The following is a 14,590-nucleotide window of genomic DNA, read 5'->3' as shown; positions in this document are numbered from 1 at the left end:
GGGCTACCGTGGTCACCTACCTGCCTGACCCGTCTCCACCGCGCCGCCGGAAGCGTCCCGCCCGCCGCCCTGCGACTCCAGGGGGATCGCGGTCTCGGCAGTAGGCGATTCAGACCCTGCGGTTGCGACTCTGGAAAGTTGCGCCACAATAGAGCCAACGTTGAGCTTACCCGGCATCAACGACTTTGATGGTGAGAAGCGTCTATTCTGGGTCGCCCCTATGCAACTGCGGGATTATCAAATCGAATTCCTCGATCGACTCTACCAAGCCATTCGCAACGGTGCCACTAAGATCGCCTGCGTTGCCCCCACGGGGTCCGGGAAAACCGTCCTCATGGCCCAAATTGCGGAGCACATTGTTCAGGGAAATTGCCGAGTTTTAATCCTGGTGCATCTGGATGTGCTGGTGGGGCAAACCTACGATAAGCTGCAACAGTTTGGGCTGGCGGCCAAGTGTGGCTTCATTAAGGCGGGCTGGCCAGAGGAACGGGAAGCCCCCGTGCAGATCGCCTCGATCCAAACCATGAGTAAGCGCCAGTGGTGGCGATCGTGGCCTGCCGATGTGGTGATTTATGATGAAGCCCACCAAACCCTATTTACCAAGGTGGGCCAAACGATTCGCTACGAAACCCACCCCCAGGCAATTGTCCTCGCCTTCACCGCCACCCCCTACCGCCTCAGCAAACGGGAGGGACTGGGGGATCACCTGGATACGCTGATTGCGGCCCCCACGCCCGCAGAATTGCAACGGTTGGGCATGTTGGCACCGATGCGCTACTTTGGCCTGCCAATGGCCGATCAGATTGATCTGGGAGGCGTCCGCACGATCGCGGGGGATTATGCCGAATCAGACTTGAAAAATGCCTGCGATCAGCCTGCCCTCATTCAACGCATCGTTGAGGAATGGCAGCGCCTTACCCCCGGCAAACGCACCATTGCCTTTTGTGTCGATATTCTCCACGCTGAACACGTCGCCAGCGCCTTTCAGGCCGCCGGGGTGCCAGCGGCAATGGTATCAGGAGACACCCCCGTGGCCGATCGCCAGCCCTTGTACGAGCGCCTAGGGCAGGGCCAACTCCTGGTCCTCACCAGTTGCAATGTCATTAGCATTGGGTTCGATCGCCCGGAAGTTGAAGTGGGCCTCCTCCTGCGCCCCACCCAAAGCCTTGCCCTGCACCACCAGCAAATTGGTCGGGTGATGCGGATCGCGCCGGGGAAAACCTGTGGCACCATTCTGGATCAGGCCGGCAATCTGTTGCGCTTGGGGTTCCCAGAGGATCTGGATACCTATACCCTCACCCGTGGTGAGGCCGGCAGTTGCGACAGCCCCATCCCCAAACGCCAGTGTCCCCAATGTAATGGTATCTGCCATGCGGCCCTGCCCCTGTGCCCCACCTGTGGCTACCAATTTCCCAACCTGGCCAAAACGGTCATTAACGAGGCTGATCTCGTCGAAGTTCTTTCCCAGTACGAACGGGAAGCATCCCCTGCTATCCGGCAGCAAATCCACCACTATCGCCAACTCCGCCAGCGGGGGTATCAGCAGGGCCAAGACCCCACCTGGGCTGCCCTCCAGTTTCGCCACACGTTTGGGGTACTCCCCAAACGCTCCTGGTCCAAGGGGGCCATTTTTGGCCATGTCCCCACCCAACGGGACTATGAAACCTATTTGGCCAGCCTCAACCAAATGGCGATCGCCCAGGGAAAACACTATAGCTGGGTACACCAGGAGTTCCTGGATGAATTTGGGGCGGATGCTTCCCACTGGATTGCGGCCCGGATGCAAACAATGGTGAAGCCTGCCCTGGCCCTGGCCCAGCGATCGGGGCATGGGCCAACAACCTATCCTGTCTTGCGCTAGACCTCTCTCCCAGGGAGTCTCGCGCTAGCGCGGGTCTTCCGGTTTGAGCGCCCGTTCCATCAGGGCCTCTAGGGCGGCTTGGGGGGTGACCCGGCCCTGAAGGACACGGTAGACCTCCCACGCAACCGGAATGGTGATTTGCTCCCGCTCGGCGATCGTGACCAGGACTGCCGCCGTATTAATGCCCTCCGCCGTGCCCTTGAGGTTGGCAAGAATATCGGCTAACTGTTGGCCTTGGCCTAGACCATAGCCCACCTGGTAGTTGCGGCTCAAGGGGCTATTACAGGTAGCCAGCAAATCCCCTAATCCCGACAGGCCAAAAAACGTATCGGCTTTGGCTCCCAAACGGGTTCCAATCCGAATCATTTCCGGAAGGGCACGGGTCAGGAGGGCCGATTTGGCATTGGTACCCAGGTGCAACCCATCGCAAACCCCCGCCGCGATCGCCATAACATTTTTCAACGTCCCCCCCAGCTCAGTCCCCAGAAGGTCGGTATTGGTGTAGATCCGGAAACGGGGTGAGGCCAAGACCTGCTGTACCCGTGTGGCGATGGCTAGCTCCCGGCTGGCGACCACGGTTGCGGCTGGTAAGCCCTGCTGGATTTCCTGGGAAAGGTTAGGCCCCGACAGAACTGCGATCGGATGCTCGGGTAAAGCCGCCTGCCACACCTGGGAGGGGGTACGGGTGGTCGCTGGGTCCAAGCCCTTCGTCGCACTCACCAGGATCAGGTGCGGCGGTAGGGACAGGGTGTGCAAACACGTGGCCATTGGGGTCACCCCGGCCATTGAGACAGCGGAGACAATCACATCGGCATCGGCGATCGCCTCGGCCAGCGGTTCTCCCAAATGCCGGGACCATAGCCGCACCCTATTCCCTGCCCGACGGGCCAGTTCGGCCAAGGCCAAACCCCACGCCCCCGCGCCGAGAATGGTCACCGTCGTTGCTGACCTCAAGGTTGACATTTATGGGTCTCCAGCCACACCGCTTACCAGCGACTGCACTAACTTGGCGACGCCCCTCGCCCGCTGCTAGGGGCCAACGCCGCCCGGTCGGTGTACCTTCGCTCATCTAGAAATATAGTTAACTTAGCAAACCATGCCCCACTGGCATACGCGAAGACAACGATGGCTACCCCGGTCAATGAGGGAAATTGCGCTGACGAGGGGGAATGATATGATGACGATGAATCAATTCAGCTAAAAGAGCACCCTTGGTTATGATGCAAGCCCCGATTGCACCACTGGTATTGATCATTTTAGATGGGTGGGGCTACCGCCAAGAGACAGATGGTAATGCGATTCGTGCGGCCAAAACCCCGATCATGGATAGCCTGGTGAAAGTGTATCCCCAAACCCTCTTGCAGGCATCGGGTAAGGCTGTGGGGTTGCCAGAGGGGCAGATGGGTAACTCGGAAGTTGGGCATTTGAATATTGGGGCCGGGCGCGTGGTGCCCCAGGAATTGGTGCGGATTTCGGACGCGATCGAAGATGGCTCTATTCGGCAAAATCCCGCTTTGGTCAAGGTTTGTCGAGAGGTCCGTGAACGCCACACTCACCTGCATTTGATTGGATTGTGTTCAGATGGCGGGGTTCACTCCCACCTGGATCACCTGATTGGCCTGGTGGAAATGGCCAAGGCGGAGCAGGTGCCCGATGTCTGTATTCACCTGATCACCGATGGCCGTGATACCCAGCCCACGGAGGGGCAGGCGGTGGTGGCAAAACTCCAAACAGCGCTGGATCGCATTGGCCTTGGCCGCATTGTGACGATCAGTGGGCGGTACTACAGCATGGACCGCGATCGCCGTTGGGACCGCACCCAGCGGGCCTACAGCGTCATGACCCAAGCGGGAGAGGTGGATGGCCGCTCCCCGTTGGAGATTCTCCGGGCTTCCTACGCTGCCGGCGTTACGGATGAATTCATTGAGCCTGTGCGGGTGGCCCCTGGGGCGATCACGGCGGGCGATGGGGTGATCTTCTTTAACTTCCGGCCCGATCGTGCCCGTCAATTAACCAGTGCCCTTACCGTTCCGGAGTTTGACGGCTTTGAGCGGGAGTTGATCCACCCCCTCAGCTTTGTCACGTTTACCCAATACGATCCGACACTACCGGTGGCCGTGGCCTTTGAACCCCAAAATCTCAGTAACATTCTGGGGGAAGTCTTGGCACACCATCAGCTTAAGCAACTGCGCACGGCGGAAACGGAAAAGTACGCCCATGTCACCTATTTCTTTAATGGGGGCTTAGAGGAACCCTTCGAGGGGGAGGATCGGGAACTGGTTATGAGTCCAATGGTCTCCACCTACGATCAGGCTCCAGCGATGTCGGCAGAACCCGTGACCGAGGGGGTACTGGCGGCGATCGACAAGGGGATTTATTCCCTAATTGTGGTCAACTACGCTAACCCCGATATGGTGGGGCATACGGGGAATTATGACGCGGCAGTACAGGCGATCGAGACGGTGGATCTCTGTGTTGGGCGTGTTTTGGAGCGCGTGAGTCAGGCCAGTGGGACAGCGCTTATTACCGCCGATCATGGGAATGCGGAACTGATGTGGGATGAGCAGGGGAATCCGTGGACTGCCCATACCACTAACTTGGTTCCCTTTATCCTGGTGGAGGGTGAAAAGCTGAAAATTCCTGGGCATGGGGCCGAGGTGGAGTTGCGATCGGATGGTAAGTTGTGTGATATTGCCCCCACGATCCTGGAGATTTTGCAGTTGCCGCAACCCCCAGAGATGACCGGGCGTTCCCTACTGGTGAAGCCGTCCCTTGAGGGGCGTTTCCGCGAGAGCGATCGCCCCAGTGAGGCCCGGCATGGAGCCGAGGGTCGCCCAGCCCGGACCCCTGTACAAGCCTCGCTCTAAACCCGCTATCCCGATCGCCGCTTAACGTGAACCCCATTTTCGTAAACACTTCGGAGTGAATCCATGACTGTGATCAAAATTGTCGAGATTGTTTGGGCAATTGCTGCGGCCTGCTTGATTGTGCTGGTCCTATTGCATAGCCCCAAGGGGGATGGCCTGGGTTCCTTTAGTGGCCAAGCCCAACTGTTTACCAGTACTAAAAGTGCCGAAACAACCCTGAATCGGGTTACTTGGGTCCTGGCGGTGATCTTTATGGGAATGACGGTCCTTTTGAGCGCTAACTGGCTGACCTCATAAACAAGTAAAACAGCCGTTCCCTCTCTCAGGAAAGCCTGTCAGGCCTTGCGCACAAGGGGCTTAAGCCCCTTGTCTGTACCTCACCGGGTATGGAAGTGCTGTATTAAATTCTGCTACGAGGATTGTTAGAGGGTGTTTGAAAAGTCCAGAAACAAGCCGTTTGGGCGACTAAAGTCGCCACTACAAACGCAAAATCACGTTGAGGACGGCCAAATGCTGAAGTTCGTAGTCGCGGTTTTAACCGCGATCCCCCTTTTAAAACATCCTCTTATGTTTCGGGGTTTCACGATCATTTAAAGTAGATTAGCAGGTTTAATCCAGGGATGGTACGGGATAGCGTCCAGAGTAATAGTGATAAGTAAAACAAGCCTAGCGTCCACTGATACCAAGCGAGAGCGGTAATTAAACCGGGCATGTGTTCATCACGTAAACGAATATCATTAAAGCCAAATTTAAGTAAATTATTCAAACTGAAATCATAGTAGTTTAACCAATTCCAGCGTCGGCCCCAGGGTAGGGGAGCATAGCGATCGCGGAAAAAGGGGAAGCGTGGGATAACGGGCAGGCGGCCAATGAGTAAACGCAACTGCCGAAAACTACTATCCTCACTAAAATAACTACAATGCATTAAATCGTGGTGGCGTCCTTGCCGGTACAGTACCCCAATCAGCAAGGCAGGGACTGGAACAATCAAGAGGCCCAGGCAAAATAGGGTTTGCCAGGGGTGATCCGTGGCTTGGAAAATGGCACTTAACCCCCAAATTAGCAGGGCGGTTCCTCCCCCCGTTGTCCATAAACTTTCCTCAAAACTAGGGATAATCGGGGTTGGATGTAAACGGCGAGCACGATCGATCAGCCAGAATAAAAAGCCAAAATAGGCGATCGCAACGATCCCAACTCCAAAAATTAACCCAAACTGAGTGCCATACCCACTTAATCGCAACAAAACACTCAGGGTGATCCAGTTAAAGGCTTGGCGGAACCAATCCCCGACCGTGAGGGGGGAGGCAATGGTAACGCGATCGCGCACATTGACATAGGTTGCGAGATCAATCCCCTTCAAAGATAGAAGTTCTGTAAAACTATGGAACAGTTGTGACTGGCGGGTTTGGACAATTAGTTCCGCCTGTTGGGGTGAAAAGCCTAACTGGATCAACTTTTGTTGTGAGGCTGTGTTCAGATTCACCCGTCCTAACTGTTGCGTTAACTGTTGCAGACGTAAAGATTGGGTCAGATATTCGATCGCATTGGCATCGCTAATTTGCTCCAGTTGACGGAACTTACGCACTAAGTTTCTTAAGACGGTTTCATTACCCTGGAGAGTGGGAACCGATAGGCGGGCACCAATCTGGCCAACATTACCTAAAATTTTGGCATTCTCGGACTCAAACTTGAGGCTAGAAACATTGATATAGGCCGAAGGTGCAAAGTCCGCATCGCTAAAATCAACTACACTCAGTAAGGTTGCCCCACGCAGATTAATCGGTTGGTTAAAGCTGGCTTCCCGGAGGTTGAGCGATTGGGTCAAGGTTGCGTTTGTAAAAAACAGCGATCGCATAAATTTTCCCTTCCCCAAGCCAGCAATAGCTTGCCATGTGGATTGGGAAAAATCCGCATTCCCTTGCCATTGTCCCCGGCTAAAATTAGCGGGTTGTTGAAAAGTTACTTGGTCAAAGCTAGCGGTGGCGTCAAAACGACTGCCCTGAAAGGTTACCTCTCCCTGAAATTGGGCCTGACTAAAGCGGGCTTGATCAAAGAAAATACTATTGCGAAAGCGGGCTGTTTTTTGAAAGTGAGCACCAATAAAGTTGGCAGCCTTGCTAAAGCGTGTCGCGGCCCCATCGACATCCTGTCGGAAGGTCACCCCCTTGGCCTGAACTGGTCCCAGGAAAAAGATATTGCTAAACGTGGTTGTTCCCTGGAATTGGGTATTCTGTAGCCGCAATAGGCCCTGGAAGACGGTAATGCGAGTTTTGCTATCGGGCACCCCCCCACTGAGGAGCGATCGCGAGAGTTGTTGTAGTTGGCTCAAACGCTGTTGATCATAACGAAGCTGGGCTTGAATCGGCGGCGAAAACAAGGGTAAACGGTCAGCTTCATAGGGCGAGGGATAAATACTCAGTTGGCTCAGATCAAAATCACCGTGTATGATCGCCTGCGACAGATCTAGTCCGATCGTTGGACTGGCTTGGGCTAAACGTGATCGCAGTAATTCATAAAACTGATCTCGAAAACTGGCATTATCGGCCTCCAAATTAATCACACAGTTCTGAAGATCGATCACCATATACCCTTCGACCCGAACCGGTTGCTTCAGACGTTGCTGGAGCAGTTCCAAGGTCAATGGGACTCGCTCTAGGGGCAGCGGTGCGGCCCCTACGGGTTGACTGAGCCAACACCACAGCAGGACAATTAAACTAACCAGCAGTAGGGGATACCCTAACCGAAGCCATTGGTTAATCCCCACCCATCTAGGGATGCATGGCATGGGTAGGCAAATGCTGACTTTGGGAAGTACCACGTTGGATAGATTGCAGTCTTTGATGGAAATACTCTTCACGAAACCTGAGTTGTTGGGCCAGGGCTAGGCCCTGCTGAAACGCACCGATCGCCTGGGAATAGGCTCGCAAATTTAGCTGAATTTGCCCAATCTGATCGTAGGTATTCATCATGCCATAGTAATCATAGGAACGCTGCCCCACGTCCAGTAACACTTGGTAAACTTGCAGGGCCGCATCCGGTTGGTTTTGGCTTTGATAAAGCAGTGCTAACTTGTTCAAGGCATCACTGGCACGGGCAAATTGCTGCTGGGCGATCGCCAACGTATAGGCATCCTGATAACGCAGGGCAGCGGCCTCTAGTTGGGCAATGGCTTGGTGACTATCCGCCAGTTCTACCAACCAACCAGGGATCGGTTCGAGGCGTTGTTGCGCTTGGGCCGTGGTAATCAATTCCTGTAAAACTGGGATCGCAGCTTGAAATTGACGATCCTGCTGATAAATATAGGCCAACTGTTGCAGAAGGGCGATCGGCGTTAACTCTGGGTTTGGCGTTGTGGGTGGATAGCTACGCACTGAGGTGAGTAATTCCTGATAGGCATTGGCTGCGTTGGCATAGTCCAACCAGTTCAAATAAAGACGGGCGATCGTTAGCAGCGTTGCCTGCTCTTGAGCAAAATTCCGCTGCTGACGCGACGCTGCCAAGAGAGGGTTATAGACCCCTAAGGCCAGCTTTTGATCCCGAATTTGCAGATAGGCTTGGCCGATCGCCATCAACAGCGCCGTATTTTGCGAGCTTGTCGCCTGTTCCTGAAGCGCCTGTAACCGTTCGGCAATCCATCGCACTTGGGTTGTTTCCGTCTCTCGCCAAGCAATTTCGCCAATGCGCCCCAAGGCCCGCACCTCTTCCAGGGAACCTAGCGCACGATGCAACCGCAGGACCCGATTCCACAGTTCAAACGCCGCCGGTGCATTCCCCGCTGCTAACAGGGCATTGGCCTCCGCATCCATGACCGCTAGGGTTGCCACGAGTTGAGTGCGCTCCGCAACATTCAGGGGCCGGGGCGGTTGGGGTAATAACGGATCAGAGATTTCCTGGAGCAGGGGGTTGGGTAAAAAGATATCAGGCGTTGGGGCCGGTTCCGGTTTGGCTCGACGATCCGCCGCAAGGCTGGCTGGCCCCTCCCCGGTGAGCAATCCCCACCCGATTGCCGTTCCTAGCACCACCCCGCTCAGCCAATACAACTTACCCCGCGATTTACCCCGCGATTTACCCCGCGATCGCTGTGCGCGTCGCCACCATGAACGCATTGCCCAACGCTGCATACACCACCGCTCTCCTTCCAAACCATCCGGGCTGTTACTCAACTCTAGCAATAACCCGGCTAAAGACAACCGTGGACTTGGTCATCATCATCTCTACGACGGCTATGGGGCACCGCGATGGGCACCGCGATCGCTAGCTGCATGAAGGTGACTCTTCAATCAACTCCAGTGTCAATAGGCTCCATCCCTAGCAAACACAACAAATAGGGTTTGGAGCACTAAACTCAGATCGTACAATAGGGACCAGCGATCTTGGTATTGCAAATCAAGTTGTACAATTTCTTCAAAATCCTCAACCTTCGAGCGACCACGCACCTGCCACTCGCCTGTGATTCCTGGTTTAACTTCTAAGCGTCGCCAATGATGCACCTGATAGCTCATCACCTCAGCAACGGTGGGTGGGCGCGTCCCCACTAAACTCATATCGCCTTTGAGAACATTCCAAAACTGTGGAAATTCATCTAAGCTTGTGCGTCGCAAAAAACGCCCAACTCGCGTAACTCGTGGATCATGGCGATTTTTGAAAATACTCCCCTTGGCTTGATTATTCACCAGGTGTTGGAGTTTATCCGCATTAGCGATCATCGAGCGAAATTTCCACATACGAAAAGGACGTCCTCGATGACCACAACGAATTTGACTATAAAAAATAGGACCAGGATTATCTATTTGAATTGCGATCGCGATCGGAATCAATAATATCATTGTGATAAATAATCCAACTATCGCTCCAGAAATATCCATCAGTCGCTTTGCCCGACTCAGAGTTGATGGATGAGAAAATTCAATCGTTAACCCTGCTTCAAGCGGCGATTTTAGCGCTACTGGATACGACATAGGAGAAAAAAACCTGAAAAATTAGTTGCGTAATTTGAGGAAATCATTAGCACGTCAGACCAAAAGGGAAAGAATTATATTATTAAGTCTTCATTTGACTTTTTATCTCTAGATAAGAATGTTCGAGTCTTGCCTTTAGTACCTCTAGGTGTGATTTAATTGATTGTATGTTTAATTGACTGTATAAATTTCTCAAGACAAACTCAATAACCCGTAAAAATTTCCAGATCCCTTGACGACAAGATAACTTAGCTTCCTTATAGTCAAAATAGTCAAATTCAAAAATTCATGACTAAACTTCTAGAGTCCAAAACTACTTCAGTTTCACTCCAATGACAAACAAATTGAAGAATATCTATTATTGGATTGACATGGATTGAAATTTCTGAAATGGGTTTGATCGTGTTTGGTTTCAAAATACTCAGGATTTCTGTCAAACAAATCCAAAGGGCATCTATTTCAGAGAAATTTTGCCGCTAACAATCTCATGTCGAAAAATTATCGCTATTTTTATCAAAACTATACAAATAATTTAGCTGATGGCCTCCTTGTCGCAGAATTTTTTGCAGAAAATATGCTTAAAAAATTATGCAGAAAATCACATTGAGACAAGCAAGAAGGGAGAGGATCTATCTTGCGACAGAAGATCCCACAATTTAACAATAGTATCCTGGCAAAACTATTGCTTCAAGACCAGCAGATCAGAACAATCTTCATGCAAACTTCATAGTTTTGTCTTGTCTTTATGGAAATTACACAAGACTTGTGACTTAAGCCACACCTGGGAGGCCCAACTTCGCTGAGGATAGAAAGGTATACCTGAAAATATACGGAACCACTGTTCGGATTTCGTAACTTGCGTTGTGCCACCACCACAGGGACTAACCCCTGGCTGTTGCCTAACGATGAGGAGATAATCAATGAGGAGATAGGCCCGCCGTTTGCGATCGCCGCCCCTGCCCCCCTAACTGAGCAGCCCCCCGTACCAGGTAATTTTGGTGTTCATCCAGTGCGTCTACCCTAACCTATGAGTCCCAGGGAGCTTGATATGCATCGTGCTTCACCTCAACCCTTTCCCCTCCAAACGGCTGGCCAGCTTAGTCAGTACCTATACGAAATTGGTCAATATCCCTTGCTGACGCCTGATCAAGAAGTCGAACTGGGCCAACAGGTGCAGGCCATGATGCCTTTGCTCAGCGTTTCAAGCCCTAGCCCTGAACAAAAGCACATTATTCTACGTGGCAAGCGTGCCCGCGATCAATTAATTCAATCAAACTTGCGCTTAGTGGTTGCGGTGGCCAGACACTTCCAACGCCAGGGAGTAGACTTTCCCGATCTGATCCAGGAGGGGTGTTTGGGGTTGGCACGGGCCGCAGAGCGGTTTGACCCGACGAAAGGCTTCCGGTTTTCTACCTATGCCTATCCCTGGATTCGGCAAACGATCGCCCGCTCCCTAGCCACCCAACCCCGTCTGATCCGCCTACCCGTCCACGTTTACGAAAACCTGAATCGGCTCAAGCGCCTCACCCAATCCCTCACGGCAGAATTAGGGCGGGCACCGACCGTGACTGAATTAGCGGCGGGCATGGAAACCAGCCCGGATGAGGTCCAAGCTCTGTTGCTGCATCACCGCCCCACAGCTTCGTTGAATATGCAAATGGGGGCAGAGGATAGTCCGGAGTGGATGGAATTAATTGAATCACAAGAGGCAACCCCAGGGGATTTGTTGGATCAGGAAGCCCGACGCGAGCTGGCCCATCAGTTAGTTAGCCGCCTACCAGAGCGAATGCAGGAGACCATTAACCTCCGCTACGGTATGTCTGATGGGGTTGAACGAACCTTTGTGGAAATCGGCAAACACCTCCAATTATCGAAGGAGCGGGTACGGCAGATTGAGGCGCAAGCGATCGAAAAACTACGAACCGAAATGAAGCGGGAGGAAGCGGTCCCCCTAGGTCGGTACAAGGCTTAGTTATTCCCCAGGCTGAGTGATTGATAAAACCTGCGTTCTGAACCGATCGCGATCGCCGGATCTCGATGGGGGTCTTTCTATGTGGCTAAATGCTGGTAATGCTAGGCTGATAGGGTAAATCACACGATTTCTTAGCCCAACTCCTGGCTGCCCAAAGCGTGATGCTGTGGGTACTGCCACCCTATCCCAGGTGCGAGAACATCAAGGTGAACGAACGTTGCCATGCCCCAGCCCCCGCAGCCTCCTCCTAACGAAACCCTACCCACAAGATCGGGCAGGTCTGGCCCCTATCTGCCAAGTTGGCAGGGTGATCCTCATTCACCCATGCCACCCCAGGAAGCGCTACCCACAATGTACGATCTTCCCAGTGAAGACCCAGAGGAGCCAGGGTTGCCGGACGAGTTCCACGATATCCAGCCACAGTTGTTGCGGGAAACCTGTCAGTCCCCGCTGGTGGGACCAGAAACCCTCTTCTTTGGCACCGATCTCAATCTTTACTATGATTGGCGACACCCCCTCTGGCATAAGCGCCCCGATTGGTTCCTTGTCGTCGGCGTGAATCCGGCCACCCGTCAGGACGAATTACGCTGGAGTTATGTGATTTGGCAGGAGCGGGTGGTGCCGTTGCTGGTCCTGGAGTTACTTTCGCCAGGAACAGAGGGTGACGATCTGGGGCGAACAGTGCGGGGATCGCAGCAGCCACCGACGAAGTGGGAGGTGTATGAGCAAATTTTGCAAATTCCCTACTACGGGGTATTTGACCGTTACGAGAATCACTTGCGCGTGTTCCGGCTCCAGCAGGGCTGCTATGAGCCAGTTGATCTGCTAGAACCTCGGTTTTGGTTTCAGGAGCTAGGACTGGGGTTAGGGGTATGGCAGGGGAGGTATGACGGCATAGAGGGTCTGTGGTTGCGGTGGTATGACGCGGAGGGCGTCTGGGTACCTACGCGCCAAGAGCGGGCCGAGCAGGAACGCCAACGGGCTGAACAGGCGCGCCAACGGGCTGAACAGGAACGCCAACGGGCCGAACAGGAACGCCAACGGGCCGAGCAAGAGCGCCAACGGGCTGAACAAGCCGAACTAGAACTGGCCCAACTCAAGGAACGGCTACGATCACTAGGAATAACGAATGTAACGGATGTCAACCTTGGATAGGCCAGTTCCCTCGAAATGGTGGGCGATCGCCGGCGTGGGCCTAGGGGTGCTGATGTTTACCCTGGACACCAGCATGGTTAACCTGGCCCTGCCGACCCTGGTGACAGCCCTGAAGACTAGCTTTACCCTAGTGCAGTGGGTGGTGGTGGGCTACTTGTCGGTGATCACCGCCCTGGTATTGGGGGCAGCCCGGCTCGGCGATATGCTCGGTAAAAAATCAGTGTATGTTGGCGGGCTGGTCCTGTTCACGATCGGTGCTCTGTTATCGGGTTTAGCGCCTTCCATAGAGTGGTTGATTGGGTTTCATGCCCTGCAAGCCCTAGGAGGCGTGTTTATTTCAGCCTTGAGTTTTGCCATTACCACGGAAGCATTCCCCCCCTCGGAACGGGGCAAAGCCCTAGGTATTGCGGGGGGGATTCTGTCCTTGGGGCTGGCCATTGGTCCCCTGCTGGCGGGGAGCCTGATTGAGCTTGCCGGATGGCGGCCCCTATTTCTGATCCATCTGCCGCTGGGGGTTCTGGCCGCCCTGATTATTGCCACGAAGGTCCCGCCCTCTCCCCATACGGAGCGTTCCCAACCCTTTGACTTGGTGGGGGCGATCCTGATTGCTGGGATGCTCATTGCCTTGAGCTTGGGGATGACCGAGATCCAGGAATTGGGAATCCAGCACCCCTTCGCCTGGTCCCTCTTGCTGGTGGCGGCGATCGGTCTGGGCCTGTTCATCTGGTGGGAACGGCGGCTGGCAATCCCCCTAGTCAACCTGAGCTTGTTCCAGAACCGGGTCTTTAGCCTGAGCCTAGGGTTTCGGAGCCTGGTCTTTATGGTCGTGGCCGGATTTGCGTTTATTTTGCCCTTCTTTCTGAGCCTAGTCCTGGACTACCCACCGCGACATATTGGCCTGTTGTTGATCACCATTCCCCTGTTAACCGCCATCATGTCAGTTGGGTCCGGTATCCTGGCGGATCAGTTTGGCTCCCGAATTATGAGCCTCGCCGGGTTAATGCTGATGGCATTGGGCTGTCTGCTGATCAGTACGCAGGTTGGGGGTGGGCATCGGGCAAAATTCCAGGTGATCGCGACAAACGGTGATAGCCACGATCGCAACGGGGGAATGCTGAGAAAAGACGGTTCTGCTTCTGGATGATTGCCGTAAGCCCATGTCAACTACCCAAATCAGGTCCTACTACGCTGTCCTTGAGCTTCAGCCCGGTGCTTCCTTAACCGAAATCAAGCACGCCTATCGCCAATTAGTCCGCACTTGGCACCCCGATCGCTTTCCCCATGATGCTGTGCTGCAAAAGCAGGCCGAGGCCAAACTGAAGGTCATTAATGAAGCCTACGAACAGCTACGCACCTATCAATCCCCTGAGCCAGAGCCGACTTCCCCCCGTCCACAAACCCACACCCAGGTCACAACCCAGGCCGGTGGGGCTGAGGCTTGGTATCAACGGGGGGTCGTTCTCGTCAAGGCGGGGCGTTATGAGGAAGCCCTGGAGGCCCTGACTGCTGCGATTCGGCTTGATCCCAACTATGCCAGAGCGTACACCTTTCGGGGGTTTATTAACTCGCTGTTGGGGTTTGAATTAGGGGCCACCGAAGATTTCCAGAAAGCGAAACACCTGGCAAGGCAAGCGGGGCAAACCTCGACGACAACGGATTGGACCGGGGCTAAACCACGAAATACAGGGCGATCGCGCAGCGCCTCCACAGGCGAATCGCGTCACACCGCCCCCGGCGCATCGCCTCACCGTCAAACCCGTGCCGCACCCCCCAATTC

The 14,590-nt window shown here is 54.1% G+C and carries 11 protein-coding genes; 7 read left to right on the top strand and 4 right to left on the bottom strand.

What is annotated here, in order from left to right; genetic code table 11:
* Positions 1–220 precede the first annotated feature (220 nt).
* Complete coding sequence (locus ACWIUF_RS18235; protein WP_448573946.1) at positions 221–1,861, top strand: DEAD/DEAH box helicase; 1,641 nt, start codon at positions 221–223, stop codon at positions 1,859–1,861.
* A gap of 24 nt (positions 1,862–1,885) precedes the next feature.
* Here the strand turns inward: ACWIUF_RS18235 and ACWIUF_RS18230 are convergent, their stop codons facing one another.
* Positions 1,886–2,824: an NAD(P)H-dependent glycerol-3-phosphate dehydrogenase gene (locus ACWIUF_RS18230; protein ID WP_448573945.1), complete on the bottom strand. Its 939-nt coding sequence runs from the start codon at positions 2,822–2,824 to the stop codon at positions 1,886–1,888.
* A gap of 254 nt (positions 2,825–3,078) precedes the next feature.
* Here ACWIUF_RS18230 and gpmI point away from each other — a divergent pair, with 254 nt between their 5' ends.
* Positions 3,079–4,728, top strand: coding sequence for a 2,3-bisphosphoglycerate-independent phosphoglycerate mutase (gpmI, locus tag ACWIUF_RS18225; protein ID WP_448573944.1), 1,650 nt, complete (start codon positions 3,079–3,081; stop codon positions 4,726–4,728).
* Positions 4,729–4,791: 63 nt separating this feature from the next.
* Positions 4,792–5,025: a preprotein translocase subunit SecG gene (gene secG, locus ACWIUF_RS18220; protein ID WP_448573943.1), complete on the top strand. Its 234-nt coding sequence runs from the start codon at positions 4,792–4,794 to the stop codon at positions 5,023–5,025.
* Positions 5,026–5,314: 289 nt separating this feature from the next.
* Here the strand turns inward: secG and ACWIUF_RS18215 are convergent, their stop codons facing one another.
* The 3 genes from ACWIUF_RS18215 to ACWIUF_RS18205 form a co-directional block, all read right to left on the bottom strand.
* Positions 5,315–7,513 carry a pentapeptide repeat-containing protein gene (locus ACWIUF_RS18215; RefSeq protein ID WP_448573942.1) on the bottom strand — a complete coding sequence of 733 codons (2,199 nt, stop codon included), beginning with the start codon at positions 7,511–7,513 and terminating at the stop codon, positions 5,315–5,317.
* Positions 7,497–8,849: a tetratricopeptide repeat protein gene (locus tag ACWIUF_RS18210; RefSeq protein WP_448573941.1), complete on the bottom strand. Its 1,353-nt coding sequence runs from the start codon at positions 8,847–8,849 to the stop codon at positions 7,497–7,499. Before ACWIUF_RS18210 ends, ACWIUF_RS18215 begins: the two co-directional genes overlap by 17 nt.
* 171 nt (positions 8,850–9,020) lie before the next feature.
* Positions 9,021–9,593, bottom strand: coding sequence for a sugar transferase (locus ACWIUF_RS18205; protein ID WP_448573948.1), 573 nt, complete (start codon positions 9,591–9,593; stop codon positions 9,021–9,023).
* A gap of 1,141 nt (positions 9,594–10,734) precedes the next feature.
* Here ACWIUF_RS18205 and ACWIUF_RS18200 point away from each other — a divergent pair.
* The 4 genes from ACWIUF_RS18200 to ACWIUF_RS18185 all read left to right on the top strand — a co-directional run.
* Positions 10,735–11,658 carry a sigma-70 family RNA polymerase sigma factor gene (locus tag ACWIUF_RS18200; protein WP_448573940.1) on the top strand — a complete coding sequence of 308 codons (924 nt, stop codon included), beginning with the start codon at positions 10,735–10,737 and terminating at the stop codon, positions 11,656–11,658.
* 324 nt (positions 11,659–11,982) lie between these two features.
* A complete protein-coding gene (locus ACWIUF_RS18195) occupies positions 11,983–12,813 on the top strand; it encodes a Uma2 family endonuclease (protein WP_448573939.1) in 831 nt (276 codons plus the stop codon).
* Positions 12,797–13,957 carry an MFS transporter gene (locus ACWIUF_RS18190; protein ID WP_448573938.1) on the top strand — a complete coding sequence of 387 codons (1,161 nt, stop codon included), beginning with the start codon at positions 12,797–12,799 and terminating at the stop codon, positions 13,955–13,957. The genes ACWIUF_RS18195 and ACWIUF_RS18190 overlap by 17 nt, the downstream gene beginning before the upstream one ends.
* A 13-nt stretch (positions 13,958–13,970) precedes the next feature.
* A partial coding sequence (locus ACWIUF_RS18185; RefSeq protein ID WP_448573937.1) for a DnaJ domain-containing protein occupies positions 13,971–14,590 on the top strand: 620 nt, incomplete at its 3' end.

This window comes from Trichothermofontia sp., assembly GCF_053493415.1.
Note: the sequence above shows the minus strand (reverse complement) of the source record. Positions and strands in the feature narration are given on the sequence as shown.

Excerpts from the sequence above, each read along its gene's own strand:
- ACWIUF_RS18195 (WP_448573939.1), top strand. The coding sequence starts at position 11,983 with ATGCCACCCCAGGAAGCGCTACCCACAATGTACGATCTTCCCAGTGAA.
- ACWIUF_RS18205 (WP_448573948.1), bottom strand. The coding sequence starts at position 9,593 with ATGGATATTTCTGGAGCGATAGTTGGATTATTTATCACAATGATATTA.
- secG (WP_448573943.1), top strand. The coding sequence starts at position 4,792 with ATGACTGTGATCAAAATTGTCGAGATTGTTTGGGCAATTGCTGCGGCC.
- ACWIUF_RS18200 (WP_448573940.1), top strand. The coding sequence starts at position 10,735 with ATGCATCGTGCTTCACCTCAACCCTTTCCCCTCCAAACGGCTGGCCAG.
- ACWIUF_RS18215 (WP_448573942.1), bottom strand. The coding sequence starts at position 7,513 with ATGCCATGCATCCCTAGATGGGTGGGGATTAACCAATGGCTTCGGTTA.
- ACWIUF_RS18230 (WP_448573945.1), bottom strand. The coding sequence starts at position 2,824 with ATGTCAACCTTGAGGTCAGCAACGACGGTGACCATTCTCGGCGCGGGG.
- ACWIUF_RS18235 (WP_448573946.1), top strand. The coding sequence starts at position 221 with ATGCAACTGCGGGATTATCAAATCGAATTCCTCGATCGACTCTACCAA.
- ACWIUF_RS18190 (WP_448573938.1), top strand. The coding sequence starts at position 12,797 with ATGTCAACCTTGGATAGGCCAGTTCCCTCGAAATGGTGGGCGATCGCC.
- ACWIUF_RS18210 (WP_448573941.1), bottom strand. The coding sequence starts at position 8,849 with ATGCAGCGTTGGGCAATGCGTTCATGGTGGCGACGCGCACAGCGATCG.
- gpmI (WP_448573944.1), top strand. The coding sequence starts at position 3,079 with ATGATGCAAGCCCCGATTGCACCACTGGTATTGATCATTTTAGATGGG.